Origin of the sequence: Methanobrevibacter gottschalkii DSM 11977, assembly GCF_003814835.1 — an archaeon.
Taxonomy (GTDB): domain Archaea; phylum Methanobacteriota; class Methanobacteria; order Methanobacteriales; family Methanobacteriaceae; genus Methanocatella; species Methanocatella gottschalkii.
The window spans coordinates 16,683-43,560 of sequence record NZ_RKRG01000003.1; the positions used below are offsets into that span (position 1 = coordinate 16,683).

General features: G+C 31.5%; 34 protein-coding genes. 29 read left to right on the forward strand and 5 right to left on the reverse strand.

Translation table 11 applies throughout. From position 1 onward, the window contains the following. Positions 1–7: 7 nt before the first annotated feature. The 5 genes from EDC42_RS06855 to EDC42_RS06875 are packed head-to-tail and all read right to left on the reverse strand — an operon-like array spanning position 8 to position 5,135. Positions 8–1,453: a 2-oxoacid:acceptor oxidoreductase family protein gene (locus EDC42_RS06855; RefSeq protein WP_069574030.1), complete on the reverse strand. Its 1,446-nt coding sequence runs from the start codon at positions 1,451–1,453 to the stop codon at positions 8–10. Positions 1,454–1,466: 13 nt separating this feature from the next. Next, positions 1,467–2,582 carry a 3-methyl-2-oxobutanoate dehydrogenase subunit VorB gene (locus tag EDC42_RS06860; RefSeq protein ID WP_069574024.1) on the reverse strand — a complete coding sequence of 372 codons (1,116 nt, stop codon included), beginning with the start codon at positions 2,580–2,582 and terminating at the stop codon, positions 1,467–1,469. Continuing rightward, positions 2,579–2,869 (reverse strand): 4Fe-4S dicluster domain-containing protein, encoded by a 291-nt coding sequence (locus EDC42_RS06865; RefSeq protein WP_069574019.1) that lies wholly within the window; start codon positions 2,867–2,869, stop codon positions 2,579–2,581. The genes EDC42_RS06860 and EDC42_RS06865 overlap by 4 nt, the downstream gene beginning before the upstream one ends. Positions 2,870–2,877: 8 nt before the next feature. Then, on the reverse strand, positions 2,878–4,551 hold the full coding sequence (locus EDC42_RS06870; RefSeq protein WP_069574013.1) for an AMP-binding protein: 1,674 nt from the start codon (positions 4,549–4,551) through the stop codon (positions 2,878–2,880). A 23-nt stretch (positions 4,552–4,574) separates the two neighbouring features. Continuing rightward, complete coding sequence (locus EDC42_RS06875; RefSeq protein WP_083234831.1) at positions 4,575–5,135, reverse strand: helix-turn-helix domain-containing protein; 561 nt, start codon at positions 5,133–5,135, stop codon at positions 4,575–4,577. Between the two features lie 219 nt (positions 5,136–5,354). Between EDC42_RS06875 and EDC42_RS06880 the strand changes: the two genes are divergently transcribed. From EDC42_RS06880 to EDC42_RS07020, 29 genes are all read left to right on the forward strand, one after another. Next, entirely contained in the window at positions 5,355–5,726 is a 372-nt protein-coding gene (locus EDC42_RS06880; RefSeq protein ID WP_069574007.1) for a hypothetical protein, read from the forward strand. A gap of 182 nt (positions 5,727–5,908) precedes the next feature. Continuing rightward, positions 5,909–6,298, forward strand: a complete 390-nt coding sequence (gene ehaA, locus EDC42_RS06885) for an energy-converting NiFe hydrogenase A subunit EhaA (RefSeq protein WP_069574005.1) — start codon at positions 5,909–5,911, stop codon at positions 6,296–6,298. After that, on the forward strand, positions 6,291–6,788 hold the full coding sequence (locus EDC42_RS06890; RefSeq protein WP_069573999.1) for a hypothetical protein: 498 nt from the start codon (positions 6,291–6,293) through the stop codon (positions 6,786–6,788). Before ehaA ends, EDC42_RS06890 begins: the two co-directional genes overlap by 8 nt. 6 nt (positions 6,789–6,794) lie before the next feature. Continuing rightward, on the forward strand, positions 6,795–7,043 hold the full coding sequence (locus EDC42_RS06895) for a DUF2109 domain-containing protein (RefSeq protein ID WP_069573996.1): 249 nt from the start codon (positions 6,795–6,797) through the stop codon (positions 7,041–7,043). A 7-nt stretch (positions 7,044–7,050) separates the two neighbouring features. Next, entirely contained in the window at positions 7,051–7,320 is a 270-nt protein-coding gene (locus EDC42_RS06900; RefSeq protein WP_069573992.1) for an EhaD family protein, read from the forward strand. Then, positions 7,313–7,573: a DUF2107 family protein gene (locus tag EDC42_RS06905; RefSeq protein ID WP_069573987.1), complete on the forward strand. Its 261-nt coding sequence runs from the start codon at positions 7,313–7,315 to the stop codon at positions 7,571–7,573. Before EDC42_RS06900 ends, EDC42_RS06905 begins: the two co-directional genes overlap by 8 nt. Further along, positions 7,570–8,163: an EhaF family protein gene (locus EDC42_RS06910; RefSeq protein WP_069573983.1), complete on the forward strand. Its 594-nt coding sequence runs from the start codon at positions 7,570–7,572 to the stop codon at positions 8,161–8,163. Before EDC42_RS06905 ends, EDC42_RS06910 begins: the two co-directional genes overlap by 4 nt. Then, positions 8,163–8,858: an EhaG family protein gene (locus tag EDC42_RS06915; RefSeq protein ID WP_069573978.1), complete on the forward strand. Its 696-nt coding sequence runs from the start codon at positions 8,163–8,165 to the stop codon at positions 8,856–8,858. The genes EDC42_RS06910 and EDC42_RS06915 overlap by 1 nt, the downstream gene beginning before the upstream one ends. Before the next feature lie 9 nt (positions 8,859–8,867). Further along, the gene (locus tag EDC42_RS06920) at positions 8,868–9,539 is read left to right on the forward strand and encodes a hypothetical protein (protein WP_069573973.1); all 672 of its coding nucleotides are present in this window, start codon (positions 8,868–8,870) and stop codon (positions 9,537–9,539) included. 8 nt (positions 9,540–9,547) lie between these two features. Next, positions 9,548–9,763 carry a DUF788 domain-containing protein gene (locus tag EDC42_RS06925; RefSeq protein ID WP_069573970.1) on the forward strand — a complete coding sequence of 72 codons (216 nt, stop codon included), beginning with the start codon at positions 9,548–9,550 and terminating at the stop codon, positions 9,761–9,763. A gap of 9 nt (positions 9,764–9,772) precedes the next feature. Further along, the gene (locus EDC42_RS06930; RefSeq protein WP_069573966.1) at positions 9,773–10,645 is read left to right on the forward strand and encodes a respiratory chain complex I subunit 1 family protein; all 873 of its coding nucleotides are present in this window, start codon (positions 9,773–9,775) and stop codon (positions 10,643–10,645) included. Continuing rightward, on the forward strand, positions 10,642–10,896 hold the full coding sequence (locus EDC42_RS06935; RefSeq protein WP_069573960.1) for a hypothetical protein: 255 nt from the start codon (positions 10,642–10,644) through the stop codon (positions 10,894–10,896). Before EDC42_RS06930 ends, EDC42_RS06935 begins: the two co-directional genes overlap by 4 nt. Positions 10,897–10,904: 8 nt before the next feature. Continuing rightward, positions 10,905–11,210 carry an energy-converting hydrogenase subunit EhaL family protein gene (locus EDC42_RS06940; protein ID WP_069573956.1) on the forward strand — a complete coding sequence of 102 codons (306 nt, stop codon included), beginning with the start codon at positions 10,905–10,907 and terminating at the stop codon, positions 11,208–11,210. 5 nt (positions 11,211–11,215) lie between these two features. Continuing rightward, positions 11,216–11,608 (forward strand): DUF1959 family protein, encoded by a 393-nt coding sequence (locus EDC42_RS06945; RefSeq protein WP_069573951.1) that lies wholly within the window; start codon positions 11,216–11,218, stop codon positions 11,606–11,608. A gap of 39 nt (positions 11,609–11,647) precedes the next feature. Continuing rightward, on the forward strand, positions 11,648–12,097 hold the full coding sequence (locus EDC42_RS06950; protein WP_069573946.1) for an NADH-quinone oxidoreductase subunit B family protein: 450 nt from the start codon (positions 11,648–11,650) through the stop codon (positions 12,095–12,097). Further along, the gene (locus EDC42_RS06955; RefSeq protein WP_069573941.1) at positions 12,094–13,218 is read left to right on the forward strand and encodes a hydrogenase large subunit; all 1,125 of its coding nucleotides are present in this window, start codon (positions 12,094–12,096) and stop codon (positions 13,216–13,218) included. Before EDC42_RS06950 ends, EDC42_RS06955 begins: the two co-directional genes overlap by 4 nt. Then, positions 13,219–14,244, forward strand: coding sequence for a 4Fe-4S binding protein (locus tag EDC42_RS06960; RefSeq protein WP_069573937.1), 1,026 nt, complete (start codon positions 13,219–13,221; stop codon positions 14,242–14,244). It begins immediately after the preceding gene. After that, the gene (locus EDC42_RS06965) at positions 14,241–15,608 is read left to right on the forward strand and encodes a 4Fe-4S binding protein (protein WP_069573931.1); all 1,368 of its coding nucleotides are present in this window, start codon (positions 14,241–14,243) and stop codon (positions 15,606–15,608) included. The genes EDC42_RS06960 and EDC42_RS06965 overlap by 4 nt, the downstream gene beginning before the upstream one ends. A 4-nt stretch (positions 15,609–15,612) precedes the next feature. Then, complete coding sequence (locus EDC42_RS06970; RefSeq protein ID WP_069573926.1) at positions 15,613–16,659, forward strand: hypothetical protein; 1,047 nt, start codon at positions 15,613–15,615, stop codon at positions 16,657–16,659. Between the two features lie 15 nt (positions 16,660–16,674). Then, positions 16,675–17,565: a formylmethanofuran--tetrahydromethanopterin N-formyltransferase gene (locus tag EDC42_RS06975; protein ID WP_069573923.1), complete on the forward strand. Its 891-nt coding sequence runs from the start codon at positions 16,675–16,677 to the stop codon at positions 17,563–17,565. Positions 17,566–17,575: 10 nt separating this feature from the next. Continuing rightward, positions 17,576–18,523 (forward strand): carbohydrate kinase family protein, encoded by a 948-nt coding sequence (locus EDC42_RS06980; protein WP_069573918.1) that lies wholly within the window; start codon positions 17,576–17,578, stop codon positions 18,521–18,523. A gap of 45 nt (positions 18,524–18,568) precedes the next feature. Continuing rightward, positions 18,569–19,396 carry a 4Fe-4S binding protein gene (locus EDC42_RS06985; RefSeq protein ID WP_069573914.1) on the forward strand — a complete coding sequence of 276 codons (828 nt, stop codon included), beginning with the start codon at positions 18,569–18,571 and terminating at the stop codon, positions 19,394–19,396. Positions 19,397–19,411: 15 nt separating this feature from the next. Next, positions 19,412–20,047, forward strand: coding sequence for a CBS domain-containing protein (locus tag EDC42_RS06990; protein WP_069573912.1), 636 nt, complete (start codon positions 19,412–19,414; stop codon positions 20,045–20,047). 243 nt (positions 20,048–20,290) lie between these two features. Then, positions 20,291–20,932: a queuosine precursor transporter gene (locus tag EDC42_RS06995; RefSeq protein ID WP_083234829.1), complete on the forward strand. Its 642-nt coding sequence runs from the start codon at positions 20,291–20,293 to the stop codon at positions 20,930–20,932. A gap of 112 nt (positions 20,933–21,044) precedes the next feature. Continuing rightward, entirely contained in the window at positions 21,045–21,368 is a 324-nt protein-coding gene (locus EDC42_RS07000) for a hypothetical protein (RefSeq protein ID WP_069573911.1), read from the forward strand. Beyond that, on the forward strand, positions 21,368–22,939 hold the full coding sequence (locus tag EDC42_RS07005; RefSeq protein WP_069573909.1) for a cysteine peptidase family C39 domain-containing protein: 1,572 nt from the start codon (positions 21,368–21,370) through the stop codon (positions 22,937–22,939). Before EDC42_RS07000 ends, EDC42_RS07005 begins: the two co-directional genes overlap by 1 nt. A 343-nt stretch (positions 22,940–23,282) precedes the next feature. Beyond that, positions 23,283–24,572 (forward strand): uracil-xanthine permease family protein, encoded by a 1,290-nt coding sequence (locus tag EDC42_RS07010; protein WP_069573907.1) that lies wholly within the window; start codon positions 23,283–23,285, stop codon positions 24,570–24,572. Next, on the forward strand, positions 24,565–25,191 hold the full coding sequence (gene upp / locus EDC42_RS07015; RefSeq protein ID WP_069573905.1) for a uracil phosphoribosyltransferase: 627 nt from the start codon (positions 24,565–24,567) through the stop codon (positions 25,189–25,191). The genes EDC42_RS07010 and upp overlap by 8 nt, the downstream gene beginning before the upstream one ends. Positions 25,192–25,762: 571 nt before the next feature. After that, entirely contained in the window at positions 25,763–26,755 is a 993-nt protein-coding gene (locus EDC42_RS07020; RefSeq protein WP_069573903.1) for a hypothetical protein, read from the forward strand. Positions 26,756–26,878: the final 123 nt, after the last annotated feature.

Genomic DNA, 26,878 nt, shown 5'->3' on the forward strand with positions numbered 1-26,878 from the left:
AATCACACTATGAATTGTTTTTCAACCATTCTGCTCCTGCTTTTAAAACATCAATGTTCACATCAATTACTTTTGGTTTTGAAGCAAACATATCACGAATAGCATTTTCATAAGATTCACGTTTTAAAGCATCAGTTAATTCAGTCAATCCACCGAGTAATGCGGTATTTGCAGTTCTTGCATTTCCATGTTCTTCTGCAATGTCCACACAAGGCATTGCAATTACATTGACATCTCTATCAGTTTCAAATTCACCAATTTTTGAATCGTAAAGTATTGTTCCTCCAGTTTTTACATCTTGTGAGAATTGTTCTAGGGAAGGTTTATTTAATGCAATAAGAATATCCATTTCATCAACAACGGGAGTCCCAATGGTTTCATTTGAAATTACAACTGAACAATTGGATTTTCCTCCTCTTTGTTCTGGTCCATAACTAGGATACCATGAAACATGTTTTCCTTCATCACAAGCAGCATGAGCAATAGTAAGCCCTGCACTTAATACTCCTTGACCGCCAAATCCGGATACTTTAATACTGGTTGAACTGATGCTTGCATCATCAACATAACCGGAGTTTCCATCTCTATTTACATTGAATACTTTGTCTAATGTTTCAGTGGAAAAATCACTAACTGGTCTTTGGATAGATTCTCTTTTGTATAAATCATTTCTGAAATTTTTAACGGGGAACTCTTTTTCCATTTGTTCCTCAATAAATTTTTGAGCACTTTTCACATCTTGTTTTAAGTTAGTAGGACAGGGGGATAAGATTTCAACAAATGAATATCCTTTCCCTTCTTTTTGAACAGTTAATGCTTGCTTAATGGCATATTTTGCAAGTCTGATTTTCAATGGATTTGCAAGAGAAACTCTTTCAATGTATACTGGAGCTTTTAAAGTGTTAATTAGCTCACACATATGGGTAGGGTGTCCTGTATAATTAGGATCTCTTCCGGTTTGGCAAGTGACAGTTTTTTCTCCAACTAATGTTGTTGGAGCCATTTGTCCACCGGTCATTCCGTATACAGTATTGTTTACAAAGAATACTGCAATTTTTTCCCCTCTGTTAGCCGCTTGCAAGGTTTCATTTAAACCGATGGATGCGAGGTCTCCATCTCCTTGGTAGCTCATAACAATTGAGTTATCTTCTGCTCTTGAAATACCAGTAGCTACTGCAGGTGCTCTTCCATGAGCAGTTTGAAAGTTTCCACAGTTAAAATAGAAGTATGCGTATACTGAACATCCGACAGGAGAAATCATAACGCATCGATCTTGTATTCCAAGTTCATCCATACATTCTGCGATTAATTTATGTATAATTCCGTGTCCACAACCAGCACAATAGTGAGTTGATTGGATGTTGTTTCCTTTTCTTGGATATTCTTCTAAAAGGGATTGTGGATTTCTACGTACTTTTAATTCATAATCTTTACCAATTTCTTTATCACTCATTTTTTCCACATCCTCAGTCAATAATATTTGGACTAGCCTTTTCAGCGCTTCTTTTAGATAAATCTAAATCATGATCTTCAAATCCGGCTATTTCATAGATTTTAGCAAGAATTTGTTTTAATTCAATTAGGTTTCCACCCATTCTGTTTACAAGGTGAGTTTTTTCTCTTCTAAGAGCTGCAAATTGCACGTCAGCTAGTAATTGACCATTACTCATTTCAACAGAAATAAATTCAACACCTTTATCAGCTAATTCTTTAATTCTTTCAGTTGGAAAAGGAGATAAGGTGATAGGTCTTAAAAGTCCAACTTTTATACCACTTTCACGGCTTTTGTCAACAGCAGATCTTGCGATTCTACTGCTAATGCCATATGATACCAAAACAATATCTGCATCTTCAACTTGATATTCATCAACAATAACTTCTTCAGCATCAATTTTCGCATATTTTTCTTGAAGTTTGTAGTTGAAGTCTTCTAATTCATCAAAGTCATTGAAAATTGAGGTAATAAGATTTCCCATTGTGTTTTCAGTTCCCCTAACTGCCCAAGATTCATCAATTTCAGGTTTAACAGCTTCAGCTGGAAATTCTAACGGTTCTGCCATCTGGCCTAAAGTACCATCGGCTAAAACAACAACAGGGTTTCTCCATTTATCGGCAAGTTCAAATGCTTTCATGGTTAAGTCACACATTTCCTGAACACTGTTTGGTGCTAAGACTATATTTCTATAGTTTCCATGTCCTCCGCCTTTAACAATTTGATTGTAATCTCCTTGTTCAGGTCCAATGTTTCCAAGTCCAGGTCCTGCTCTCATAATATCAACGATAACTGCAGGTAATTCTGCACCAGCAAGGTAGGTAAATCCTTCTTGCATTAAACTGATACCGGGTCCTGATGAAGCAGTCATAACTCTATGACCGGTTCCAGATGCACCATAAACCATGTTAATAGATGCTTCTTCACTTTCAGCTTGAACAAAATTTCTTCCAACCATTGGGAAGTATTTGGATGCTTCATGTAAAATTTCACTTGCAGGTGTAATTGGATATCCAAAGAAACAATCACAACCTGCATACATTGCACCAATAATAACTGCGGTATTTCCTTTTACCATTTGATTGCTCATTTAATTCCCCCTTTGCTAGCCACTTTAGCTTTAATCATTTTTGCAATTGAATTATTAGTAATATTTTTTATTTGATGTACTTCTAATCCTAATGGCTCCGGACAAGTAAAGTAACAGTCTTTACATCCAGTACAACCATTTCCACTATAATAAGCAAATTGATATCCTGCGTTATTCATGTCTTCACTGAGTAGTATTGCATTTTGAGGACATCCGACTATACATCTCATACAGCCTTTGCAAATCTCTTTATTAATAACTGGGTAAGATATCTCTTCTTCAATCATTATATCATCTAATTAAATTTTTTCTGATCGTTTTCTCTGATTTCAACTCTTCTAGTTTTACCGCTTATGGTTTCTGGTATATCATCTACATATTCAACCATTCTTGGGTATTTATATGGAGCTGTAACATTTTTAACATGATTTTGAATGTCTTTTGTAAGTTTATTTGATGGTTCATATCCTGGTTGTAAAACAATGCTTGCTTTTACAATTTGACCTCTTACTTCATCAGGATATGCAGTAATTGCACAATGCAATACTGCTTCATGGGATAAAACTGCACTTTCTACTTCGAATGGTCCAATACGGTAACCTGAAGATTTAATGATGTCATCGTTTCTTCCAACGAAGTGAACATATCCATCTTCATCTACCCATGCAGTATCTCCACAGTAGTAAAAACCGTCATGACACTGTTCCGCTTGTTTTACAGGGTCTTTATAATATTCTTTGAACAGTCCTGGAGTTGGTCCATTGGATATGTCGAAACAGAGTTCTCCTTTCTCACCAATGTCAACTTCGTTATTGCTTTCATCTAATAATTTTAAATTGTAAAGTGGAGAAGGTTTACCTAAGCATCCAACTTTTGCATCTAACCAAATGAATGTTGCAATAGATAAAGTTGTTTCAGTTTGTCCAAATCCTTCTTTAATTCTTAAACCTGAAATTTCATAGAATTTTTCAGACACTTCTGGTGGAAGTGGTTCTCCTGCAGTTGTTACATAAGTTAAATTAGAAAAGTCGTATCCTTCAATATTTTCTTTAATTAAGAATCTGTAAACGGTTGGGGGTGCACAGAAAGTGTTCACTTTATGTTCAATAATTTTTTCAAGTAATTTGATTCCGTTAAATCTTTCGTAATCATAAATAAATACTGAAGTTCCGGCAATCCATTGGCCGTAAAGGTTTCCCCATACAGCTTTTCCCCATCCAGTATCTGCTGCACTGTGATGAACACCATCTTCTATTACATTATGCCAGTATTTAGCAGTTGGAATGTGGCCTAAACCATAAGTGTGTGCATGTGAAACCATTTTTGGGTTTCCACTTGTTCCTGAAGTAAAGTAAATTAAGAATACCTCATCAGCCATTGGGTTTTCATCACCAGTTGGTCTTTCATAAACGGAACTTTCTTTTTCAATCGCTTCATTGAAGTTAATCCATCCATCTCTATCGGTTTCAATTACAAGTTTTATTAAATCCCAATCTAATCCTTTTTCAGCTTCTTCAAAATCAGGAAGCAACGAATCTTCTTCAACACTGATAACTGCTTTCACTTCTGCTTGTTTTAATCTGAAATCGATATCGTGAAGTTTTAACATGTGAGTTGCAGGAATTACAATTGCACCAATTTTATGTAATGCAACCATACAGAACCACCATTCGTATCTGTTTTTTAAAGTGAGCATTACTTTATCGCCTTTCTTAATTCCTAATTTTCTAAGTAAGTTAACAGTTTTGTTAGAGTACTCTTTCATATCCTTGAATGTGAAAGTGTGGTTTTCGTCATTGTCGTTAGTCCAGATTAAAGCAACTTTATCCGGATCTATTTCTGCATATTTGTCGACTACATCAAATCCAAAGTTGTAGTCGGGTTCATATTTGAGCTTGAAATTTTTCATAAAGTCTTCATAAGAGTTAAAATCAACTCTTTCTACGAAATTTCCTATTAATGATGTCATTAAAATAACCTCTTAGTGAATAATTATATGATTACTGCTAAGAATTTAGCTGGTTTATCGTTAAGTGCTACCATAGCATGTCTGTGGGCGGAGTCAAAGAATATTGAGTCTCCTTCATTAAGTATTATTTCATTATTGTGGATGTATATTTTTAAAGAACCTTCAAGGACATAGTTGAATTCTTGTCCGGGGTGTGAATTGAGTGAAGGAACAGGGTTTTTTTCAGGATCCACAACAACAAGGAATGTTTCTGCTTTTTTATGGATGAATTTTGAACATAAGTTTTCATGCAAATATTCTTTTCTTCTATCTACTGCAACACCTTTATTTGCACGGGTCACGTCAAAAATGCTCATTCTGCTTTCTTCACCGGTTAATAATAATCCTAAATCAACTTTAAAAATATGTGCAAGTTCATACAAGAAGCTTGCTGGGATGTCTACTTCTCCATTTTCATATTGAATGTATGTTTCTTCTTTAATGTTTAAGTCAGATGCAATTTCACTAATGGTAATATCTGACAATTCTCTTAATTCTCTAATTCTGTTTCCAATATCTTTGTTGTATTCATTCAAAATAAACACCTGTTTTTTATAATTGATTTTAATAATTATGTTAATAGTATAACATATAGAAAGTTTGAATTTATCATTATATAAAGGTTTTTCAAAATCATGATAATTCATTATAATTTTTATTGAACAAAATTTTTTATTTATGTTGAAAAAATATTACTTTTTACATAAGTATTTAAATACTTTAAAAGAATAAGTTTAATTTATTAATGAAAGGAGATTATTAATATGTCAACTAATGAGATTGGTACTAAAGTACTTTTCAAAAAACAATTAGGTTTGAATTATGAGATAGACCAGAAATATGTTGGTTTAAAGATGAAGGAAAATAATATTTTGTCTTTCAATTTCAGAGTTCCTGGTGATTTAAAAGATGAAGTTGAAGCATATTTTAAAAGATTTAAATTAGGTGAACCCATTTTAGTTGATATTGGTGGAACTGGAGATATCAAATGTGATTTTAAAGGTATTTCACCTGTTTTAAAAAATAAAGATGAATTTGATCAATATTTCATTTCAGCTACTCTTCAGGAAGATAAAACTTATGATCCGATGGAAGAGGAAAAATGTGAAACTTGTAGTGGATGCGGATTCCACTGATATTATTTTTTTTAATCGTTTTCTTATAAAATTATTGACATTCTAAAATCATGTCAATAACCACTAAAATTGCTTTATTTTTTGATTTAAGTGCTAAAAATTAATTTAAATTATATTTTTAAGTAACAATATTTATATAGTTTTTATAGGCATATCTATTATTTAAGAGGAGTCTTAATAATATGTTTAATTTAATAGATAGTACCCTATTTTTTGCTTCTTATGGCAACATTTTTGGGCTTGCTAATATAGCAGTTAGTCCGATTGATATCATTTTAGCTTATGTTGTGGCTATTGTTATCTCAATTATTATGGCTTTTGTTTTAAAAGTTCCATTATTGCCAAGCAAACCATATAGGTATTCTTTTGATGTTTGTGCGGTATATCCAACTCCAATTATTGCCATTGGTATTTTTTCAATATTTTTAGTATTGAATTATACTTTTATATATAATGGTTTAGTTTTAGCTATTATAATTGGTATTTTATCTGCATTATTTGTGAAATATTTATTTAATTTTGTATTTCCAAAACCTCTAAATGAAGATGAAGGGGATGAAATTAATGAATGAGGTAATTGGAATAATAATTGCCGCAGTTCTATGCTGGTTGAATTTTGTTATTGTAGATACATATTTTGGACTTCCCGAGCAACCTGGTGTTAGAGGGGCTGGGATAATTGGTCAAGATGTCGAAAAAAGAGGGGGAGACATTGCTGGTGGATTTTTCCAAGGAAACATTACATGTTCTCCGGATGCATCTGCTGGCACATTATTAGCTTCTATTGGATATTTAGTTTTAGGAATTCCCGGTGGAATAATTGCTGCATTTTTTGTATTTATTGGAAATAGATTATGTGCAGATCCTGGGTATGCAGGGACCTGTGGAAGCCTAACAGCAACTTGCATTATATTCATATGTTCATTTTTAGGTATGACTCCAGAAATGTTCATTGTGGGGATGGTTATTGCAATATTGACTGTTATGGGCATAAGTCAGACCAAAGCTTCAGTCATATTAGGTAAAGTTGCAAAAAAATTCAATAGGCATGCTAGAGAGTGATTAGATATGTATGGAGAAATTATTGGTGTCATAGTCATATTCGTAGCATTAAGGGCTTTAGTAACAAGAAATAGGGCAGAACGGCTATTGTACTTAAATGTCATAGGATTTGGGGTATCAGCTATTGTAGCTTTTGTAATTAATACTCCATTTGCTCTCATTGTTGCTGCAGCATTCTTTATATGTTCTACAATTAGTGCTAATGCGATTGCTTATACCTTAAAAAGGTTAGATGACGAAATTCTTTTGGAGTAGGATAAAAATGGAGTTTTTCGTATCAATTATTGCAATTGCTTTAATGATTATCGGTGCATTTGGCATCATATTCATGAAAAAACCATTGGACAAAGTCATAATGTTTTCAGTGCTGGATGCGGGTTTTGTATTGGTAATTGTTTTATTTAAATATTTGGATGTTGCAATGTTTGCAGCATTAGCAGATCCATTGTCTACTTTAGTATTCATTTTAGCTATTGTTAAAATAAATGAGGTTAGAAAAAAGAAAATTATAAGTGGTGGTACAGATGATTAGTGTTCCATTATTCTTTTACTTTGGAATTTTCCTTGCAATTGTAGGAAGTATTGCTACTGCATGGGGTCCTGGTGTTAAAGATCCGATTATAAGAACATTCAATACTGAAGTAGCTTCAATTGGGGTCTGTCTGGTGTTATTATGTTACAACCATGTTTTGGCATTATTGACATTACTTGCAACAACTGTTATTATTAGTCTAATTTTATTTAGAGCTATTATTCGTTTGGAAGAGATGGGGGCAAACATATGAGAATTGGAGTTTTATGGAATAAACTTGCTGAGCCTAAAAATATTCCACGTTTGTTTGCATTTAGTTTAGGAATAATTTTAATTTTAGGGCTTATTGTCCCAATGGCTTTAAATCCTGATCAGTTATATGTAAGACCTGCTCCACAAGAGCAAATTGGTGATGGTCTATCTATTGCACCTTATGATAGGGGTGGAGAAGTATTAACTCAACCTGGACAGATTAATCCCCAATATCCAGATAATTCCAGAGAACTGGGAATGATAACAGCTTATATGTCTCCAATATCACAATGGGTATCTTCAATTTCCCCATACTTTGGAACATCAATTTATTCATCTCCTGGTGGGCTCATAGATGAAATATTATATTATACAAGAGGTTTTGATACTATCTTGGAATCTTCAATCTTGATGATGTCATTCATTATTGCTTCATGGTTGTCTATTAATTATACAATGAATAGAAAAAATGATGAATCTGAAATCAAAAAAGATGTTAAAAAAGCTATTAAAGATTCAACAAAAGTAGCTAATGAAATTAGTGTTAGCGATGCTAAAGCCAGAGCAAAACAGTTAAGGAGGGATAATTAATGGTATTTATACCACAGTTCGTTCCCGCTGCATTCTTAAATATGTATTTGCCTGCAATTTATGCAGGTTTAATTGTTGGTTTTATTGGATCAATGGCAATAGCATTAAAAAGAGAGGAAATTCATATTCTTATCTTAACTGATATTGTAGGTCTTGCTATGATATTTATTGTATCTGCTGTTGGAACTGACCTTGCAGAAGCACTGATCTTGCCGGGTTTAGTAGTGGAACTTGCAGAAACCTTAGCGATTTCAGAAATTTTGATTACAAGAGAAATGCGCATAATTGAGAATAATCCGAGAAAAAACTTATCTAATTCATCTTCCCTATTCCCGCAACTATTTGCATTAAATATGGAGATATTGAATACAGCACCTAATTTCATTGCATTAGTATTGATTGCTTATGGTATATTTTTAACCGGTTTTACTGGAGGGGCAGTAGCTGGTGGAGGAATTGTATTATATGCATTGTCTAAAAAGGCAAGAGGACTTCCAGTACTTGTCTTGGATGGTATTGCTGGAGTCTCAGGTATTGCATGGTGTTTATGGATAATCGGATTTTTATTTTTCTTTGTAACTCCACAATATTGGTTATTAAGTTTATTCTTAGCAGCATGCGGATTATTATTAAAAGTAGCTTCAAAAGTTGGTTTAATTGGACTACTTATGAGAGAGGACATAGACAAGGAGTAAGTGATAAGTATGGATTTTGTTACACTCGGTGGAAATTTACTTGGAACAATTCCCCTTGGAGATATTGTATTATATTTGACTCCGTTTAATTTGTTCTTATTTGCAGTCTTACTTGGATTCACAGTAATGATAGGATTAAGTAAACCTGAAACTCAGATTGAAGCTACAATGCACTATTTAAGTAATACGGAAGTTAAAGTTGGAGAAAAAGAATTCAAGCAAAGAAGATTTTTATCTGTACTTTGCGGTATTGCATCTGCAGGTGCAATGATTACGGGGGATTTATTTAACTTCACATTATTCATGGCATTGGTTGGAATGTTGAATATTGGTATAGTGTCAGCTGTAAGACAAACTAGTGTATTGAACTCCGCATTTAATTATGGTTTAATCGCTATGATGTGTAGTTTACCATTGTTTGGTGGTGCATCAATCATTCTTGCATCAACTGGAACTTTGTCCCTTGCAGTGTTATCTCAGATGCCTGTAAGTCCGATGGTTGTCTTTGGTGCAACATTGATGTTACTGGGTATTTTAGGTGAAAGTGGAGTAGCTCCGTTCTTTGCAAGTAAAGCAGAGATGTTTAGGACTGCTGGATCTCCATTTATTGTTATTATTCATTTAAGTTCATTATTTATAATTGTAAGGGCAGTCGAAATTTTATTATTGGTATTATGGTAAGTGATAGTATGGATAGTCAAAAAAGTTTATGTATTATTTTATTGGTATTATCAACAATAGCTATTATAGCTTGTTTAGTTGTAAACTTCGAGGCATGGATTGTTTATACTATAGCTATCTTTGGTATACCGGTATGGGTATTATCTTTAGGTTTGCTCACTATGGCTAAACCAAGACCTGAAGATGCAGAAGAAAGGGTGAAAGAACCATTTACTGGATATTAGTGTGATATTATGAATTTAATGGCAGATATTTTAATTCAAGTTATTATTGCATTCATTGCAGGAAGTTTGCTTCTTGGTCTGCATAGGAAAATCATGGCCCGTGTTCAAAAGCGTCCAGGACCACCTATAGTTCAACATTTGTTGCACTCTTTGAAATTTTTCTTTAAAGAAACTGCATTCCCAAAAACTGTTTCAAAATTATTTTACATAGGTATTGTATTTATATTGGCTTTAATATGGATTGTTGGTGTTATTGCAGGTCCTGTAGCTCATGATTCTTTATTAATCCTATTTGGTGTGTATGCTGTTTACAAAATTGTTGAACATAACTCCGGATCAAGTTCAGGTTCACCATATGGTAAATTAAGTTGTGTAAGGGCAGTATTGTCTGCAGCAACTGAACTTCCATTGTTTGCAGCAATTATATTTGTTTATTTGGTAACCGGTTCAATGAACATTGGGGAAATTATTACTTATCAGTCTGTTAATGGTCCTTTAGTATTTACTATTCCACTTGCAGCTTTAATGTTCTTTATGCTGATTATTACAAAATCACCATATTCTCCATTTGCAATAACAAAAGATAAAGCATTAATTTCAGGTTTTGAAACAGAACATTTTGGATTTTTAAGGGGATTCATGTTATTTTCAGAATCTATTGCATGGTATGTGATGTTGTGGGTATTCTTAACTATATTCTTCGGTCCTCTAAATGCTGTTGGATATGTGATTGGAATGATTGTAATTACATTTATTACAGGATTTATTAATGCTACAACTCCAATACTCTCTCCAAATCATTCAGTTATGACTCAAATCACTATTGGTGCAATCTGCTTCTTTGGAACAATAATCATGTTATTTGGTGGGGTGGTGTTATGAATAGTGAGGATGTAATAGTTTATTTCACAGCATTAGTTGCTATTGGTATAGTTGTTGTAGGTTTGTTAACAACCGTATTCCATTCATCGGTTATTGCTCCGATAGTAATTATTGGAATTATTTTAAGCATTTTTGTATTGTGCACTCGAAGTAATTTTTCACATAAGATAGAAAGTATTGAAAAGATATGTTTTGTAATAACATTAATTGCAATTATTTGTTCATTTATATTGCTTTATAGACCAATGTAGGAGATATTATGTTAGATTATATGATTTATATTCTTGTATTTGCTGTAGGTTCCATTCTTGGTTTACTTTACAGTTACAAATTACATGGTGAACCTTATGTTGTAGACACTGAGTTTAATGTATTATTGGCTGTTGTTTCAGTTGCAGGTTGGTGTTTGGGTTTCTTATCAGGTAACATAATTTTATCAGCTATTGGTTTCCTCTTGGCAGGTTTTGTGATGGGGGGAAGACCAGGATATGGTAGGAGAGAAACTGCTGTTGGTTTAATAGTTGCAATTGTTGCATATTTATTATTGAAGTGTGGGATGTTGTGATTTAAATGGATGAAAATGCTAAATTAAAAGTAATGCAAGAAAGAATAATTAAAAGTTATGCTTGGCAAAGAGATATTATAATTCCACTTTCTAATGAATTTAATTGCACTAATGAAGAGTTGGAAGAATTATTCTTCGATTTATTGGATATGAATTCACTTGAATCTTTACACGGCACATTTGATTCAGCTAGGGATATTTGTTTATATCAAAAATTCAATGCTGATTTAAGACTATGTTGGTTTATCGATTCTTTAGAAGTGATATCTCAAGAGGAAGGTAAAAAACTAAAAATGAGATTAGTTGAAGAAGTTAAAAAAGGCAGATCTTATGATGATGTTTTAAAAGAAGGAAGATTGGAATTATTTGAATTATTAAAAAAAGAAACTAATTATTGATGTTTATTTATTCATTTATAAAATAAAAAGAGGGAATACATGTTAGACGCTGTTAAAGATGCTGTGAGGAAAAGCTCAATTCATGTCTGTATTGTGAATTGTGGGGGATGTAATGGCTGTGATGTGGAAGTTGTTGCATTATTATCTCCAAGATATGATTTGGAACAATATGGTATTTATGTTCAGAATAATCCTCGTGAAGCTGATGTCTTATTGTTAACTGGTGCTGTAACCGAACAATGGATTCATAATCTAAAAAGAGTTTATGATAAAGCTCCAGAACCAAAAATTGTAGTAGCTGTTGGAAATTGCCCCCAATCCGGAGATGTATTTGCCCAAGAAGGAGGCCATGTTCATGCACCTGCATCTAATTTTATCCCAGTTGATGCGGCTATTCCTGGATGTCCACCTAGACCTAGTGAAATTTTAGAAGCTATTCTGTCTGTGGGTCCACAAGCTATTGCAGATCGTGGGAGGGAAGAGAAATGATTGTACCGATTGGTCCTATTCATCCAGCTTTAAAAGAACCTATAAGGCTTAAACTTCAAACTGAGGGTGAAAGAGTTGTTAAAGCAGAAATTGAATATGGGTATGTTCACAGAGGAATCGAAAAAATAATTGAAGGACAAACATGGCAGAAAGGAATTTATCTTTCTGAAAGAGTATGCGGTATTTGTTCATATGAACATACTCAAACATTTGCAGAAACAATTGAAAAGATTTCTAATGTTGATGTTCCACTAAGGGCTCAATTTTTAAGGGTAATTACAAATGAACTAGATAGAATTCAAAGCCATTTGCTTGCTAATTCAACATTTTTCAAATCAATGGATCATGAAACATTATTTATGCATGTTTTGGAATTAAGGGAATATGCAATGGATTCTATTGAATTATTAACTGGAAATAGAGTTAATATGGGTTGGAATGTTGTTGGTGGAGTCAGGATGGATGCTGATGAACGTCACTTCAAACCTATATTGGAAAACCTTAAAAAAATTGAAGAAGGTTTTGACACTACAAGGGCATTGTTTGCCGAAGGTCCTGCTTTAGCATTAAGGTGTAAAGGAATTGGTCACATGAGTAAAAAGGAAGCTATTAAAGGACGTGCTGTCGGTCCTATTGGAAGAGCTTCGGATATTAAAGAAGATTATAGGATTGGCCATTACACTTATGATGATTACTTTGATTTTAAGGTAATTAGAAGAAAAGAGGGAGATAACTACGCAAGAACATTAACTAGATTTGATGAAATTCCAGAATCTATAAGTTTGATCAGACAAGCAATTGAAAACATGCCTAAGGGTGAGATTCGTACTCCTGCTGATTTGAAATCTGGTTATGCAATGAATAAAAATGAAGCTCCCCGTGGTGAAGTTACATACATGATTGAAACTAATGGTAATTTAATTAAGCATATTTCTATTAGAACTCCAAGTATTGCAAATATGGATTCATGTGCAAAATACATGATTCGGGATGTTCCAACTGTTGCAGATGCGGTTTCAACTTATGCATCATGTGATCCTTGTGTTGCTTGTGCTGAAAGAGTAGCTATTACTAATGAACATGGAAAAACAGAACTTAAAAATATTTATGAGGTGATATAGGTGTCATCTCTAATGTGGTATATCTTTGATTTTGCAAGAAAAGCATGGGCTGATGCATTCACTAATGCAAAAACTAATCCTGAGATTGCAGAAAAACCAGAAAGATTTAGAGATTTTCCTAAAGTAAATAAGGAATATTGTATAGGTTGTGGAGCATGTACTGTTTCATGCCCTTCTCCAAACGCAATTAAAATTGTAAGGGAAAAAGATGATGAAACAGGTGAAGGTTCAACATATCCAGTTATTACTCCGGGTGCATGTATCCGTTGTGGTTTTTGTGCAGAAGTATGTCCAACAGAACCGAAAACATTGGAATGTGGTTTAAATCATTTGATTTTACCTGAATTTAATCTTATTCCGTCAAAAAGACAATTCATTGTTGATGATTATTTATGCATTAAATGTAAAAAGTGTATTAAAAAATGTCCTGTTGAAGCAATAAGTCTTATTGATGGTAATGTTGTAGTTGATCAACTTAAGTGTATTTCTTGCGGGGAATGTCTAGAGGTATGTCCGGTTAATGGTGCAATGAAGGGTGTTTTTGTTGATAACTTACAAGATCAGAAAGAATTAATTTTATTGACTGTAAATTATCTTGAAGAGTTTATTAATAGTAAAGAAGAGGATTTAAGATCATTAGATCATAATGGTCTTTTACAATATGATGTGCCGCTTTCCAACATTTGGGATGAAGCATTGAAAATAATTCCTGATGAAGAAATATCACTTGAAATCATTACTAATGCTGTTAACAGACTTAAAGTTAGAATTATTGATTGGGATAAATCAAAATGTAAAAAATGCCAGTTATGCATACCTGATTGTCCAACTGGTTGTATTTCATTTGATGAAATTAATGATACAATTGTAAGGGATAAAGATAGATGTTTAAGATGTAGTATCTGTTATCAGACCTGTCCATTTTCAGTTATTAAATATTTCATAGCTAAATTCGCCTTTGATGATGGTGAAAATATTCATGTTACTGTTAAAGCATCTAATTTAAATGAGGATATTGTGGAGTGAGCGTTATGATTGATAGTTATACTAAAACACCAAGACCATTAAGACATGTTGATGTTGAGTATTTAATAGATCAAACAAAATGTGCTAATTGTAAAGATAAACCTTGTCTTGAATCCTGTCCTATTGATGCTATCTATTTGGATAATGAAGAAGGTCTTATTAAAATAAAAAGTACTTGTTTTGGTTGTGTATTGTGCCGTAATGCTTGTCCATATGATGCTATTTCACTTGAAGTACATATGGATTCACCTATAAAAGAAAATGTTCCAAATATTAATGTAAAATTATGTAAAGCATGTGGGGCCTGTGTTCAAGCATGTAAAAAAGGTTCAATTCATATTGTTTCAGATGGAAAACAACCTCCTCATAGTGAAATTGATAAAGATACTTGTGTGCGTTGCGGATACTGTTTTAGAGTGTGTCCGACTGATGCGATTAAATATGGTCAATTACTTCCTAAAACAGTTAAAGGAGGTAAGGCAGTTGTTGTTAACCAGGATAATTGTATTGGTTGCATGACTTGTATAAGAGTTTGTCCATCAATGGGAGCTCTTAATGTTGCTAGAACTAACAAATTGCCTTATATTAATCCGGGATATTGTGCAAGGTGTGAGGAATGTATGCATTCTTGCCCATCAGGAGCTATTAAATATTCTTCACGTAAAAAAGCTTATAAGATGTACAGTGAGATAAAATCTTTTGATATTGTATCTGAAATTGTTGATCATGATATTAAAATACTTTCACTTGATTTGATCAGTTTAAATAAAGTTTTACAAAAAGTAGGCAAATCAATAGCTTTAGAATTTAATGACCAAAACTTTGAAAATTTCATTGAGTATAAAGTAAATGATTTAATGGAGAGGGAATTGAGTATTAGTCTTAATTCCAATATTGAAGTTGGAGAATTTACAAAACTTGTCGGATCTTATTTAATGGATAGGAATATTGAAATTTATAATAATAAATGTATTGCTTGTGGAGATTGTTATAATGTATGTCCGGTTGGTGCAATTGAGCTAAATGGTCCAAATCCAATCTCCATTTCAGATAATTGTATTTATTGCGGAAAATGTGTTGAACAATGTAAATTTGATGCGATAGGTGCTTATGATGATTATTTCTATAGTAAAGATACTGATTTGTATTATGCCAGATCTTATTTACGTGGTCAAAGATTAGGGGATTTTACACTTTCGAATTCAAAATGTCAGGCATGTGCAATTTGTGTGAATAATTGCCCAACTGGTGCATTAACATTAGGTGATGATATTATTGAGTTTGATGATGAAAAATGTATTTATTGTAGAAATTGTGAGGCAATATGTCCTCTTGACGCAATTAGGATAGTTAACTTTAGGTGATTTGATGTTTGAAAAATCATTTATCACGGATTGCGAAGGCCCACTGACTTTAAATGATAATGCATTTGAATTGGCAGCCAATTTTATTGAAAATGGTGGGAAATTATTTAAAATACTTAGTTTATATGATGATTATTTGGTAGATATTGTTAAAAAAGAAAATTATAAGGCAGGTAATACTTTAAAATTAATTTTACCATTTTTTATTGCTGAAAATTTGAAAAATGATGATTTAATTGATTTTTCACAAAAACATATTTATTCAGTTGAGGATTCAAAATTCCTTTTAACTTATTTGCAAAAAGTAATGAATACATATATAGTTAGTACTAGTTATGGTCAATATATTGAAGCAATATCTAATTATATGAATTTACCTTTTAAGAATACATTTTACACAAAGGTAAATCTAGATAACATTACACCAACTGTCCAGGAAATCAATAAAATTAATGAATTCAAACAGTTGATTTTAGAAAATCCAAAAGATTATGATCTATTTGATGATATTTTCTTCTCACGAATTACAAAAATGGACATCTATGAAAAAATCAAAAATGTGGAAGTAGTCGGTGGGCAAGGAAAAAAATTAGCTATTGACCAAATCATTGAAAGAGATAATATCGATAAGGATGAAATTTTCTATATTGGGGACAGTATCACAGACGTGGAACCTTTAGATTTTGCTTGTATAAACAATGGAATCAGTGTATCATTTAATGGTAATGAATATCCCCTCAAGGTTGCTGAAATAGCTATTGTATCTCCAAGTGCAGTTGCAACAGCAGTAATAGCTAATATATATGTAAATTATGATAAAAATAAAGTAATGGAATTTATTAAAGGTTACAATAATTTAAATGATTATGAAAAATTATTTGATGATTACAATGTCGATGGAGAAATTAAGAATAGGTTTTTCTCATTTTTCAATAGTGGAAAATATCCTTTAATCGAAATTATCAATGAAAGTAACTTTGATGAAATTTTAAAAGCAAGTAAGGAAATGAGAAACAATATTCGTGGTAAAGATATAGGCGGATTAGGTTAAAATAGGTGTATTAAAATGAGTTATGAAAAAGTAAAAGACACATTCTTCGAGGCTTTTGAAGGAAAATATGTAAGAGCTTTAATTACAGGACCTAGTGAAAAAATTGTAAAATGGGCGGCTTATGATTCCACTTCAACTCCCAGTGCAGTTATCGGAAGAGTGGAAGGTGGTGTTGAAGGATTTTTAGATGAATCCCAGACTCCAGATGGAAGATTCGGTGCTGTTGTCCAATATTGGTTAGGGGGAGATGATGTTGGCAAGTTCGCTTTTGAATTGTCCTACAGATTAAGACAAGATGTTTTAGTAAAACCATTTACACGTATTTTTGATTATTCTGCATCCAACAGTGATGAATGCATTGAAATGATGGATATTGTAGGCCACTGTGGTGATGGATATGAATGGATTGTTGAAGAATATGGTAGAAAAATGATTAATGTTCCGATTGCAGTTCCTGATTTTCAAATTGAAGAAAAATTCAAAATTAACAATGGGATTATGGGAGGAAACTTCTGGTATTTGTGCACTACAGCTCAAGCAGTAATAGAAGCAGGTGAAGCAGTAATTGATGCAATAATGAATGTTGAAGGAGCTACCACACCATTTGATATTTGTTCTGCAGCTTCAAAACCAGAAACAAACTATCCTGAAATTGGGCCAACCACAAATCATGTTTATTGCCCTTCTTTAAAAGAATCTTTAGGAGATATTTCTAAAGTTCCGGAAGGCATTAATTATATTCCTGAAATTGTAATAAATGCAGTGGATGAAAAGTCAATGAATAAAGCAGTTAAGGCAGGTATTGATGCTGCTTTGGAATTTGAAGGAGTAGTTGGAATATCAGCAGGCAATTTTGACGGTAAGCTTGGAGATAAAAATATAAATTTATTAGATATTTTGAAGTAAGGTTTTTAAAATGGAAATTCTAGACGATGATATTAATGCAGAAGTAGTGGGATTTGGAGCACTGAATGTTGATAAACTTTATTCTGTTGCAAATATTGCAGGTAAAGATGAAGAAAGTTTTATAAAAAGTGAAACTGACACTCCAGGTGGCTCTGCAGCAAACACTATTGTGGGACTATCAAGATTAGGTTGTTCCACATCTATTATTGGAAAGATAGCTGAAGATAATGATGGTGATTTAATAGAATACAATTTAGCCATTAATGGTGTTTACTCAAATAACTTAATTTATTCCGAAACAGGTTCAACTGGAAAATGTTTGGGATTTGTTGATGATGAGGGTGAGAGGTGCCTATATATCAATCCTGGAGTTAATGATGAAATTCAGCTTGGTGAAATAAATCCATTAAACATAATGAGATGTAAAATAATGCATTACACCTCTTTTGTTGGAGATTCTTTTAAAACACAAATTGAATTATTGGATTTATTAAATGAAAATACTGTATTAAGTTTTGATCCTGGAATGTTATATGTTCAAAAAGGATTTGATGAGTTAAAACCTATTCTTGATAGGACAGGCATATTGCTCATTAATGAATCTGAATTAAGATTATTATGCAATAATTATAAATCTTCCTTAAAAGAATTGGCTATTGGATTTTTAGATTTGGGAATTGAAACCGTCGTTGTAAAACAGGGAGCTAAAGGAGTGTTTGCAATTAATAACTCAACAGATTGTTTCGTCGAATCTTATGAATGTGATGTTGTAGACACTACTGGTGCCGGAGACAGTTTTAACAGCGGATTTTTATATTCTTTCTTAAAAGGATATGATTTGGAAAAATCTTGCCGAATCGGAAATTGGGTTGCTAGTAAATCTATTGAAGGATTTGGAATGGATAAATTTCCTTCCGCTAAAGATTTAGAGGACTTCTTAAGTGAATTTAATTATTAAGACAATATAAATATTAAATTAAAAAATTGATTAGTTGGTATTAAAATGAATGTATCTTTTATAAAGCAGATGAAGGATTTAGAACGTGAAGTCCTTTTAAAATCTGTTGAATTAGATGATGATAGTGATGATTTCCAATTTGAACTAGATGATTTTAGTGCAAATGATGAAATCATTGCAGTTGCACCTAAATGTGTAAGGTGCAATACATGTGTTGGGGAATGTCCGGTTAATGCAATTGAACCAGCTAATATTTTTAGAATAGCTAAAATAACTGACAAGTGTGTTAAATGTGAAATTTGTGTTCAATCATGTCCAGTTTCTGCAATTAAATTGATTGATAACTCAATCGTTTATGATGGGGAGAATGAAGAAAATATAATTGAATATAAATTATCCAATATCAGTTCCCGTCATAGGGTAGTCCGTATGAATAATATTTCAATCGATTACTCATGTGATAATAATTGGGATGACTGTTCAAAATTATGTCCAACAAATGCGTTCACTCTTGAATTTAAAGAGTTTTTTGATGATTTGGATATGGATTTAGGTATTGAACTCATAGATGATGAGTTATATCCATATGTTAATGAAAAAATGTGTATAGGATGCGGAGCTTGTGCTGAAATATCACTTAATGACAATGCAATAGAATTGGACCGTTATATTGGGCCGATTATTCACAGTCGTTTCATTGATGTTAATCATGATTTGTGTGTGAATTGTTATTTATGTGAAGAAAATTGTCCGACCGGAGCTATTGAGTTAGTTGATGGTAAAGTTGTTTTAGATGATGATAAATGTATTAGATGTATTGAATGCACTCGTCATTGTCCGGTAGTAGCTTTAAAAAGAGTTGAGATTGAATAAAAATGGGGTCTGTTTATGAGAGCTAAAGAGTTAATGGATAAAAATTTTGTATATTTAAATGCAAATGATAGTGTAATTGAAGTTTCAAAAGTCATGGAAGAAATTAGACGTTTTACTTGTCCTGTTGTAAATGATAATAAACAATTAATCGGATGGGTAACTTCTTTTGATATTACTAAAGGTTTAAGGGAAGGTAATGAAAAAATTTCAGATATAATGAGCGGTTATGAAGAAATTGGGACTGTTCATGCAGATGATCCTGCAAGAAAAGCAGTAATTTTAACCGCAAACAATAAATTCGTAACTGTACCTGTTGTAAACGATGATAAACAAATCATTGGTATGGTTCGTGCTTGCGATATTGTTGAATTGTTATCTGAATTATACGATATTAAAGTTTCAAAATTATATGAAGCAATGCAAAATCAACTTAAAGGAGTTACTTGGGAAGAATTAATGGCTGCATCTGCTCTTGTTTCTCAAAAAACTACTGGTGTTAAGATTTCTCCTGAAGCATATGAAGAAAATATTATGAATTCCACTTTTGGAGAGGCTATCTGGTCTACTGGTGGTTTGGAAAAATTCTTTGCTGGTTTAATCTCTGTTGGGGAATTGGTAATTGCTCGTAGAGTTGGAAAAGCAAGAAGATAATAATATACTCTCATATAAACAACTCTTTAAATCCGAAATGAGATTATTAAATCCCGTAATATTATCTGATATATTCTGAAGTTCCAATTCAGGTTAGCATTGGATCTTTGGAATAACTTCATCAATTTTTAGGTTTATTTTTTTAAATTTTATTTATCGCATTATAATTGTTATTTTTTATTAAACAGTAGCTCAATTTTGTTCTGTTAAATTTAAATACTTTTAAAATCAATATTACTTTGTATGAATTTGAATTTTGACTTTACTGAAAAAAGAGTAATTATTACTGCATTTTTCTGTATGGCTTTCACAATTGCAAATTTAATCACTGTTAAAGTTATCAATATTGGATTTTTAGGTATGGAAACTCCTGCCGGGGTTTTAATCTATCCTTTGGTATATATTTTAACAAACGTAATCGCAGATGTTTATGGTGAAAAAATAGCGCAAAGAACAATTATTTTAGGTCTTTGTGTTGATATTTTATTTGTCTTCATGACAACTTTAATATTGTTCTTACCGTCTCCAGCGTACTATACTGGAGATTCAAGCCTTGCATTTGTATTTACCCAAACTCCAAGAATTCTTGTTGCATCTTACATTAGTTACTTAATCGGTAACTTCGTAAATGCAAGAATCACTGCTAAAGTAAACGAAGGTAAAGAATATTCATCTACCAAAAACTTAGGTATTCTTGCTTTCAGTGAGCTAATTGATAATTTTGTATTTATCGGTCTTGCATTCGTTGGCGTATTCGCAGTTACTGATATTTTAATAATGATTGTTTCTCACTGGATTTTAAGTTTGATTTGGAGTGCAATTGCTCAACCATTTACAAAAATGACTGTAAAATGGGCTGAAAAAGGAAAACCTGCAGAAGCTTAAATTATTTAGGGAATTATTTTTCCCACTTTTTTTATATTGGACTCATTATATTTTTCGCATTAACTATTTAATGGAATTAAAATATATAATAGTATTATTTGATGGTGAATTTATGAAATTCAAATCTAAATTTTTTATTTCATTGTTGATTATTTTTGTTTTGAGTATTGTGGCTGTACCTGCTAGTGATGTTAATTCTACAGATTTTTCTCAATTAAATGATACTGTTCTAGATTCAAGTTTTAATGATAATTTAAGTACTGTTGAAACTTCAAACAACTCGAAAACAGTAAATAATACAAATAATGGTGATATGGTTCAAATTATTAAAACCAATCCTAAAATCACTGTTAAATCAACATATTTAAAAAGTAAAGATAAATTAGAATTTAATTTCAAAAATGCTTCTGGAAACCCACTGAAATCTAAAAGCTGATGGTCTTCATCGGTAATAAAAAATATTCGGTTTACACTAATTCTAAAGGTGTTGCTAATTTAAACATTAACTTGGTTGCTAAAACTTATAAATTAACTATTTCTTTTGAAGGTGATGATAATTATAATGCTGTTAATAAAATAATGTATTTACGCATCTCTAAATTATCAACTAGAATCACTTGTTATAAAAACTTTGTAGTTAAAGGAAATAATTTGTATTTCTATTTATTTGATTCTTATTATAATCCAGTCTCATGTAAAAAATTGATTGTAAAGTACAAAGGAAAAACAGTTACTAAAACATCAAATAAAAATGGCAGAATTTCTTATAAAATCAAATCATCAGGATCTAAACATTCCCTTCATGTTAAATTTAAAGGTGATGGTCAGTTTAAGTCATCTTCAAAGTATCATAAATTTTATATAACAACTTTTTCACCATTGAAAATAGGCAACTCTAAACTTTTAACTAATGGATATTTAAGAATTTATTTAAATGGTTTAACTAAATCTTCAATTTCTAAAAAAACAATTGTAATTAAAGTTGCGAGCAAAAAATTTTCTAAAAAATCCTCTTCTGAGGGGATTGTTGTTTTAAAACCAAATGTATGTGCTAAGGCATATACTGTTAGTGCGAAATTTGGCAAATATGTTGTTTATAAAAAAATGAAATGTATTGAAGGCAATGTGAAAGATCCATTGAAATATAATATTCCAACAAAAAGTGGTGTTCCAGATATTGATGTAATGCCTGGAAATTATGTTATGGGAGACAATAATGCAAGATACACATTAACAAAAATACAATATAATGAAGTTATAAAAAGAGACAGTTATTGTTTGTTTTTAAATAATAAATTATCCAAATATACTTTTTTTAAAACAAAAAATAATCCCAATACTAATCATATTATTCAGCGAGAAAAATGGAATGTTATTGAAAGGGCAATAAATCTTAAGATTGTTGGGAAAAATAAAGCTAATTATTGGCTAAGTGAAATTTCAGTTTTACTTAAGGGTAAATCATATAAATATCCTGAAGTAAGGAAGACTCAATCTACAAACTATTATTGTGGTCCCAATTCAGCTAGTGTTTGTACTCAGGTTTTGAAAAATTATTATTGTGAAAAATATCTCGCAAAGTTAATGGGTACAAATCGTAGGGAGGGTACAAAATGTCAATGGATTATTGATGGTTTAAATAAATTAGGTTTTAATGCAACTTACTTCTACAAAGCATCTTTTGATAATGCATTAAATGAGCTTAAAAAAGGCGGTGCTGCATTAGTATTCCATGCACCTCGCCATTATGTTTCTATTTTGGATATCAGTTCTGATGGTAAAAAAGTTTTAGTGAGCAATTCTTATGGAAGTTATGATAATATTCCAACTAAATGGACTAAAATAAGTTATATGAAAACTAAGTTTTCTAAATGGGAGGAGAGTGTGATTGTAAGAAGTAATTACAAGCTTTCTGATTCTGTAAATGATAGTGTAAATTGTTTCTATAACAGTATGGGTACAAATTGGTATCGCCATAGTACTAGTCAAAAAATGGGTTTAGTTTAACTTAATATTGGGGAAATTTTCCTGATTCTTTTTTTAATAAATGATATCCGTCAAAATTAAATTTGTCAATGTAAAATTTTCTTTATTTAATAATTGAAGCATTATTTACATTTATTAAAGATTAATTTTCTGAGTTTTTGAGGATAATCTGACAATTTTTAAAACAAAAAATATTTTATTAATTTATTCAGATATATAATTAGTCAAAAATTGTTATAGCAATATCTAAAAGTTTATTTTACAAATTTTAGATATTTTAACGATTATTTTTAAATTATTCAATAATATTTTTTAAAATAATTAATCAATTTATGATATAATATAGGAAAATTTTGTGATATATATGGTTGAAGAAAATAGTAATATGCTACTTGGGGTTCGTGATAAGCCTCCTGCGCTTAGGTGGGTTTTACTTGCTATACAGCATGTATGTGCAATGTTCGGAGCTACAATTTTAGTTCCGATAGTTGTTAACACCACTGCAGGTGCAGATGTTTTATCAATTCCTGTAGCATTAGTCACATCTGGTATAGGTACATTAATCTATCTTGTTTGCACTCGTGGAAGAAGTCCGGTATACTTGGGAAGCTCTTTTGCATTCATTGCTCCTATGGTTGCAGGGTATGCATTAGCTGGTAAATCTAGTGTATTTTCAGCTTTGATGCTTGTTGGTTTGGTATATGTTGCTGTATCATGCATTATTAGAATTTCTGGTAAAGCATGGATTAATAAATTATTGCCTCCGGTAATTGTTGGTCCCATGATTATGGTCATCGGATTGTCTCTTGCTCCAACTGCTATTAGTGAAATCGGTTTAGATTTAGCAGTAGTACCATGGAAAAACCTGGTCGTTGCATTGATTGCATTTTTAACTACTGCATTTTTGGCAGTTCGTGGAAAAGGAATTTTACGCGTAATCCCTTTTTTGATTGGTATTATTGTAGGATATATTGCAGCGGCGGCTCTTGGTATGGTTGATTTTACTCAAGCATTAACTGCAAATGTGGTTGAAATTCCTAAATTTTACTTGCCATTTATGAATTATAATTTAAACTTTGCTGCAGTCCTTACAATTGTTCCAATTGCTTTAGTAACAATGGTGGAGCATATTGGAGACCATAAAGTATTGAGTGAAATCATTGGTCGTGATCTAATTGAAGATCCTGGTCTTGACAGAACTTTGCTTGGGGATGGTCTTGCAACATTCCTTGCAGCATTATTGGGAGGTCCTGCAAACACTACTTATGGTGAAAACACTTCTGTTGTAGGCATGACACGAGTTGCATCTGTTTATGTTATTGCTCTTGCAGCTATTATAGCAATTATATTTGCATTCTCAGGACATTTGACTTCACTTTTAACAGCAATTCCCGCTCCCGTTTTAGGCGGTATTTCTGTATTATTATACGGGTTTATTTGTGTAAATGGTCTTAAAATTTTAATTCACAACCAAGTTGACTTTAACAACACTAAAAATGTTGTTGTAGCTGCAACCATGCTTGTTTTAGGTTTAGGTGGAGCAACATTATCCGTTGTTTATGGCAATTTGTCTCTTGCTATGTCAGGAATGTCTCTTGCAGCAGTCATCGGTGTAATTTTAAATCTTGTAATACCGGAGGAAAAACATGAATGAATTTGTTTTAAATCACCCATTGATAACTCATAAACTTGCATTTTTAAGAGATATCAATACTGGAACTAAAGAATTCAGAGAACTTGTAACTGAAATTTCAACAATTCTTGTTTATGAAGCAATGAGGGATGCACAACTTGAAAAAACAACTATTGAAACTCCCCTTGAGAAAATGGAAACAGGAACCCTTAATGAAAATAACTATGCAATTGTTCCAATATTGAGAGCTGGAATGGGCATGATTGATGGAGTGTTAAATGTAATTCCAAATGCAAAAATTGGTCATATTGGTCTTTACAGAAATGAAGAAACATTCGAACCTGTTGAATATTATTATAAAATGCCTGAAGGGATTAAAAATAGGGAAGTTCTAGTAGTTGATCCTATGCTTGCAACAGGTGGAAGTGCATCAGCAACAATTTCCCGGCTTAAACAAGATGGTGTAACTAAAATCAAGTTGTTATGTATTGTAGCTGCTCCACAAGGTATTGAAACAATCGAAAACGACCATCCTGATGTTAAAATATTTTGTGCAACTGTTGACAGGGAATTAAACGAAAATGCATATATCCTTCCAGGTCTTGGAGATGCTGGAGATAGGGTATATGGAACTAAATAATTAAGTTTAATTTTCTTTTTTCTTTTTTTTGGATGACTCATGAATATTAAATTAAAAATCATAAAATTTTATTTTGGTATTGATTAAATGAGTATAATAATAGATATAGGGATTTTGTTTCTTTATTTTGAATGGACAGCACGACAAATGAAGCTAAATCTACAGTTGCATATTTAATTGATAAAACAAAAGGTAGTTTAATTTCTAAAAATATTTATTCATCTTATAAAGCCACGACTAATTGATTGAAGGTTCTCTAAAGAAAATTGTTAAATCTATTTATTAAGTAAAACATAAGTTAGTTTCTAGTTATTCATATGTGAAGAAAAAAGTTTACTCTGCCGTTAATTTTGGCATGAAAAAATGTTATTCAATTTATAAGTATTCCAAAAAGAAATTTTATTCTACGGGTCATTATATTAAGAAAAAAGTGCATTCAACTTATAATTATGCAAAAAAGAAAGTTTATTCAACTTATAATCATTATAAAAAGAGTACATATAATTATGTTAAAAATTCATTTAAATATTTAAAATCTTATGTGAAAAAATTTAGATTATGGTAGTGTACAATGGTTTCAAAAGAATTCATTGAAAAAGAATGGATTAAAGCATATAATGCCCTTAATCCTTTTTTAGATGTTAATGGAGCATATGAACTCCGTAAATTATTATGTGATTTAAGAAATAATGAAAAATTCATATTTATTTCAGATAATGTTGATTATACCTGTATTATTGAACTTGATGAATTAAAAGATGATATTCCAATTTTTAAATATGCATCAGATTGTTTTAAAATTTTTGGAATTTTTAGTAAATCTCAATTGAGCAAACTTCATTTTGCATCTGTTTATGATATAATTGTTTATAGTTGTGTTAGTGAACTTAAAAGAGATTTATCATATAATGAGAGAAAAAAAATTTATTACTGTAATTTAATTCATAAATTGACTTTGAATCAGGATATTTCATCTAATTTCAATCAAAATTTTAAATATAATAATGAACTATTTAATCAAATGAAAAAAATAAGGTGGAATTCTTCTGCAAATAAGTTAAAAAATATTATATACAGAGATTTGATGGGTACACTCACTTTAGAATTAAATACTGATTCAGGAGTTACTTCTTCATTTGGTGAATGTGCAGAGTATTTAGCATGTTGTAATGTATTTAATGATAATCGTTTAGAAGTAATGCCTGATGATGTGGTTAAATCTTGGTTATTAACATTGAATTTATTTTTAATGGATTTACGTCCCTATATTAAAGATTTTAATTCAGCTAGTGATATGATTGCTGATACTGGAAGTGAATTTAAACCTATTAATATTTCGGAAGGTCAATCTAACAATAAATCATCATCTATAATTCGAAAAGTCTTAGCGGGAGTTTTAAGCATAATTATTGTCTTTCTGTTGCTTATTGTAATGTCAACGATATTAATATTGATTTTTGGAGATGCTTTGGATAATTTCATTGGTTTACTTAGGCCAGTTGGTATAATAGGTTTGGCTTTGGCTGCAGCTTTGGGTAAAAAAATATACGATAAACTTGTTTGAACATTGAAGCATTTTCAAATGCTTCACTTATTTTTTCATGTGATAATATTCAATTTTCAATGTTTCAGAACTCAAAAAATGTTTTTAATCAAGTAATTGGGAATCAAGTTAAATGTTTTTTTT

What these genes read in the sequence shown, in the direction of transcription:
- ehaA (WP_069574005.1), top strand. Translation starts at nt 5,909, where the DNA reads ATGTTTAATTTAATAGATAGTACCCTATTTTTTGCTTCTTATGGCAAC.
- EDC42_RS06900 (WP_069573992.1), top strand. Translation starts at nt 7,051, where the DNA reads ATGGAGTTTTTCGTATCAATTATTGCAATTGCTTTAATGATTATCGGT.
- EDC42_RS06855 (WP_069574030.1), bottom strand. Translation starts at nt 1,453, where the DNA reads ATGAGTGATAAAGAAATTGGTAAAGATTATGAATTAAAAGTACGTAGA.
- EDC42_RS07005 (WP_069573909.1), top strand. Translation starts at nt 21,368, where the DNA reads ATGGTCTTCATCGGTAATAAAAAATATTCGGTTTACACTAATTCTAAA.
- EDC42_RS06880 (WP_069574007.1), top strand. Translation starts at nt 5,355, where the DNA reads ATGTCAACTAATGAGATTGGTACTAAAGTACTTTTCAAAAAACAATTA.
- EDC42_RS06990 (WP_069573912.1), top strand. Translation starts at nt 19,412, where the DNA reads ATGAGAGCTAAAGAGTTAATGGATAAAAATTTTGTATATTTAAATGCA.
- EDC42_RS07020 (WP_069573903.1), top strand. Translation starts at nt 25,763, where the DNA reads ATGGTTTCAAAAGAATTCATTGAAAAAGAATGGATTAAAGCATATAAT.
- EDC42_RS07000 (WP_069573911.1), top strand. Translation starts at nt 21,045, where the DNA reads ATGAAATTCAAATCTAAATTTTTTATTTCATTGTTGATTATTTTTGTT.
- EDC42_RS06970 (WP_069573926.1), top strand. Translation starts at nt 15,613, where the DNA reads ATGTTTGAAAAATCATTTATCACGGATTGCGAAGGCCCACTGACTTTA.
- EDC42_RS06905 (WP_069573987.1), top strand. Translation starts at nt 7,313, where the DNA reads ATGATTAGTGTTCCATTATTCTTTTACTTTGGAATTTTCCTTGCAATT.
- EDC42_RS06915 (WP_069573978.1), top strand. Translation starts at nt 8,163, where the DNA reads ATGGTATTTATACCACAGTTCGTTCCCGCTGCATTCTTAAATATGTAT.
- EDC42_RS06870 (WP_069574013.1), bottom strand. Translation starts at nt 4,551, where the DNA reads ATGACATCATTAATAGGAAATTTCGTAGAAAGAGTTGATTTTAACTCT.
- EDC42_RS06920 (WP_069573973.1), top strand. Translation starts at nt 8,868, where the DNA reads ATGGATTTTGTTACACTCGGTGGAAATTTACTTGGAACAATTCCCCTT.
- EDC42_RS06955 (WP_069573941.1), top strand. Translation starts at nt 12,094, where the DNA reads ATGATTGTACCGATTGGTCCTATTCATCCAGCTTTAAAAGAACCTATA.
- EDC42_RS06985 (WP_069573914.1), top strand. Translation starts at nt 18,569, where the DNA reads ATGAATGTATCTTTTATAAAGCAGATGAAGGATTTAGAACGTGAAGTC.
- EDC42_RS06950 (WP_069573946.1), top strand. Translation starts at nt 11,648, where the DNA reads ATGTTAGACGCTGTTAAAGATGCTGTGAGGAAAAGCTCAATTCATGTC.
- EDC42_RS06995 (WP_083234829.1), top strand. Translation starts at nt 20,291, where the DNA reads ATGAATTTGAATTTTGACTTTACTGAAAAAAGAGTAATTATTACTGCA.
- EDC42_RS06980 (WP_069573918.1), top strand. Translation starts at nt 17,576, where the DNA reads ATGGAAATTCTAGACGATGATATTAATGCAGAAGTAGTGGGATTTGGA.
- EDC42_RS06910 (WP_069573983.1), top strand. Translation starts at nt 7,570, where the DNA reads ATGAGAATTGGAGTTTTATGGAATAAACTTGCTGAGCCTAAAAATATT.
- EDC42_RS06940 (WP_069573956.1), top strand. Translation starts at nt 10,905, where the DNA reads ATGTTAGATTATATGATTTATATTCTTGTATTTGCTGTAGGTTCCATT.
- EDC42_RS06895 (WP_069573996.1), top strand. Translation starts at nt 6,795, where the DNA reads ATGTATGGAGAAATTATTGGTGTCATAGTCATATTCGTAGCATTAAGG.
- EDC42_RS06975 (WP_069573923.1), top strand. Translation starts at nt 16,675, where the DNA reads ATGAGTTATGAAAAAGTAAAAGACACATTCTTCGAGGCTTTTGAAGGA.
- upp (WP_069573905.1), top strand. Translation starts at nt 24,565, where the DNA reads ATGAATGAATTTGTTTTAAATCACCCATTGATAACTCATAAACTTGCA.
- EDC42_RS06865 (WP_069574019.1), bottom strand. Translation starts at nt 2,869, where the DNA reads ATGATTGAAGAAGAGATATCTTACCCAGTTATTAATAAAGAGATTTGC.
- EDC42_RS06935 (WP_069573960.1), top strand. Translation starts at nt 10,642, where the DNA reads ATGAATAGTGAGGATGTAATAGTTTATTTCACAGCATTAGTTGCTATT.
- EDC42_RS06945 (WP_069573951.1), top strand. Translation starts at nt 11,216, where the DNA reads ATGGATGAAAATGCTAAATTAAAAGTAATGCAAGAAAGAATAATTAAA.
- EDC42_RS07010 (WP_069573907.1), top strand. Translation starts at nt 23,283, where the DNA reads ATGGTTGAAGAAAATAGTAATATGCTACTTGGGGTTCGTGATAAGCCT.
- EDC42_RS06925 (WP_069573970.1), top strand. Translation starts at nt 9,548, where the DNA reads ATGGATAGTCAAAAAAGTTTATGTATTATTTTATTGGTATTATCAACA.
- EDC42_RS06890 (WP_069573999.1), top strand. Translation starts at nt 6,291, where the DNA reads ATGAATGAGGTAATTGGAATAATAATTGCCGCAGTTCTATGCTGGTTG.
- EDC42_RS06930 (WP_069573966.1), top strand. Translation starts at nt 9,773, where the DNA reads ATGAATTTAATGGCAGATATTTTAATTCAAGTTATTATTGCATTCATT.
- EDC42_RS06860 (WP_069574024.1), bottom strand. Translation starts at nt 2,582, where the DNA reads ATGAGCAATCAAATGGTAAAAGGAAATACCGCAGTTATTATTGGTGCA.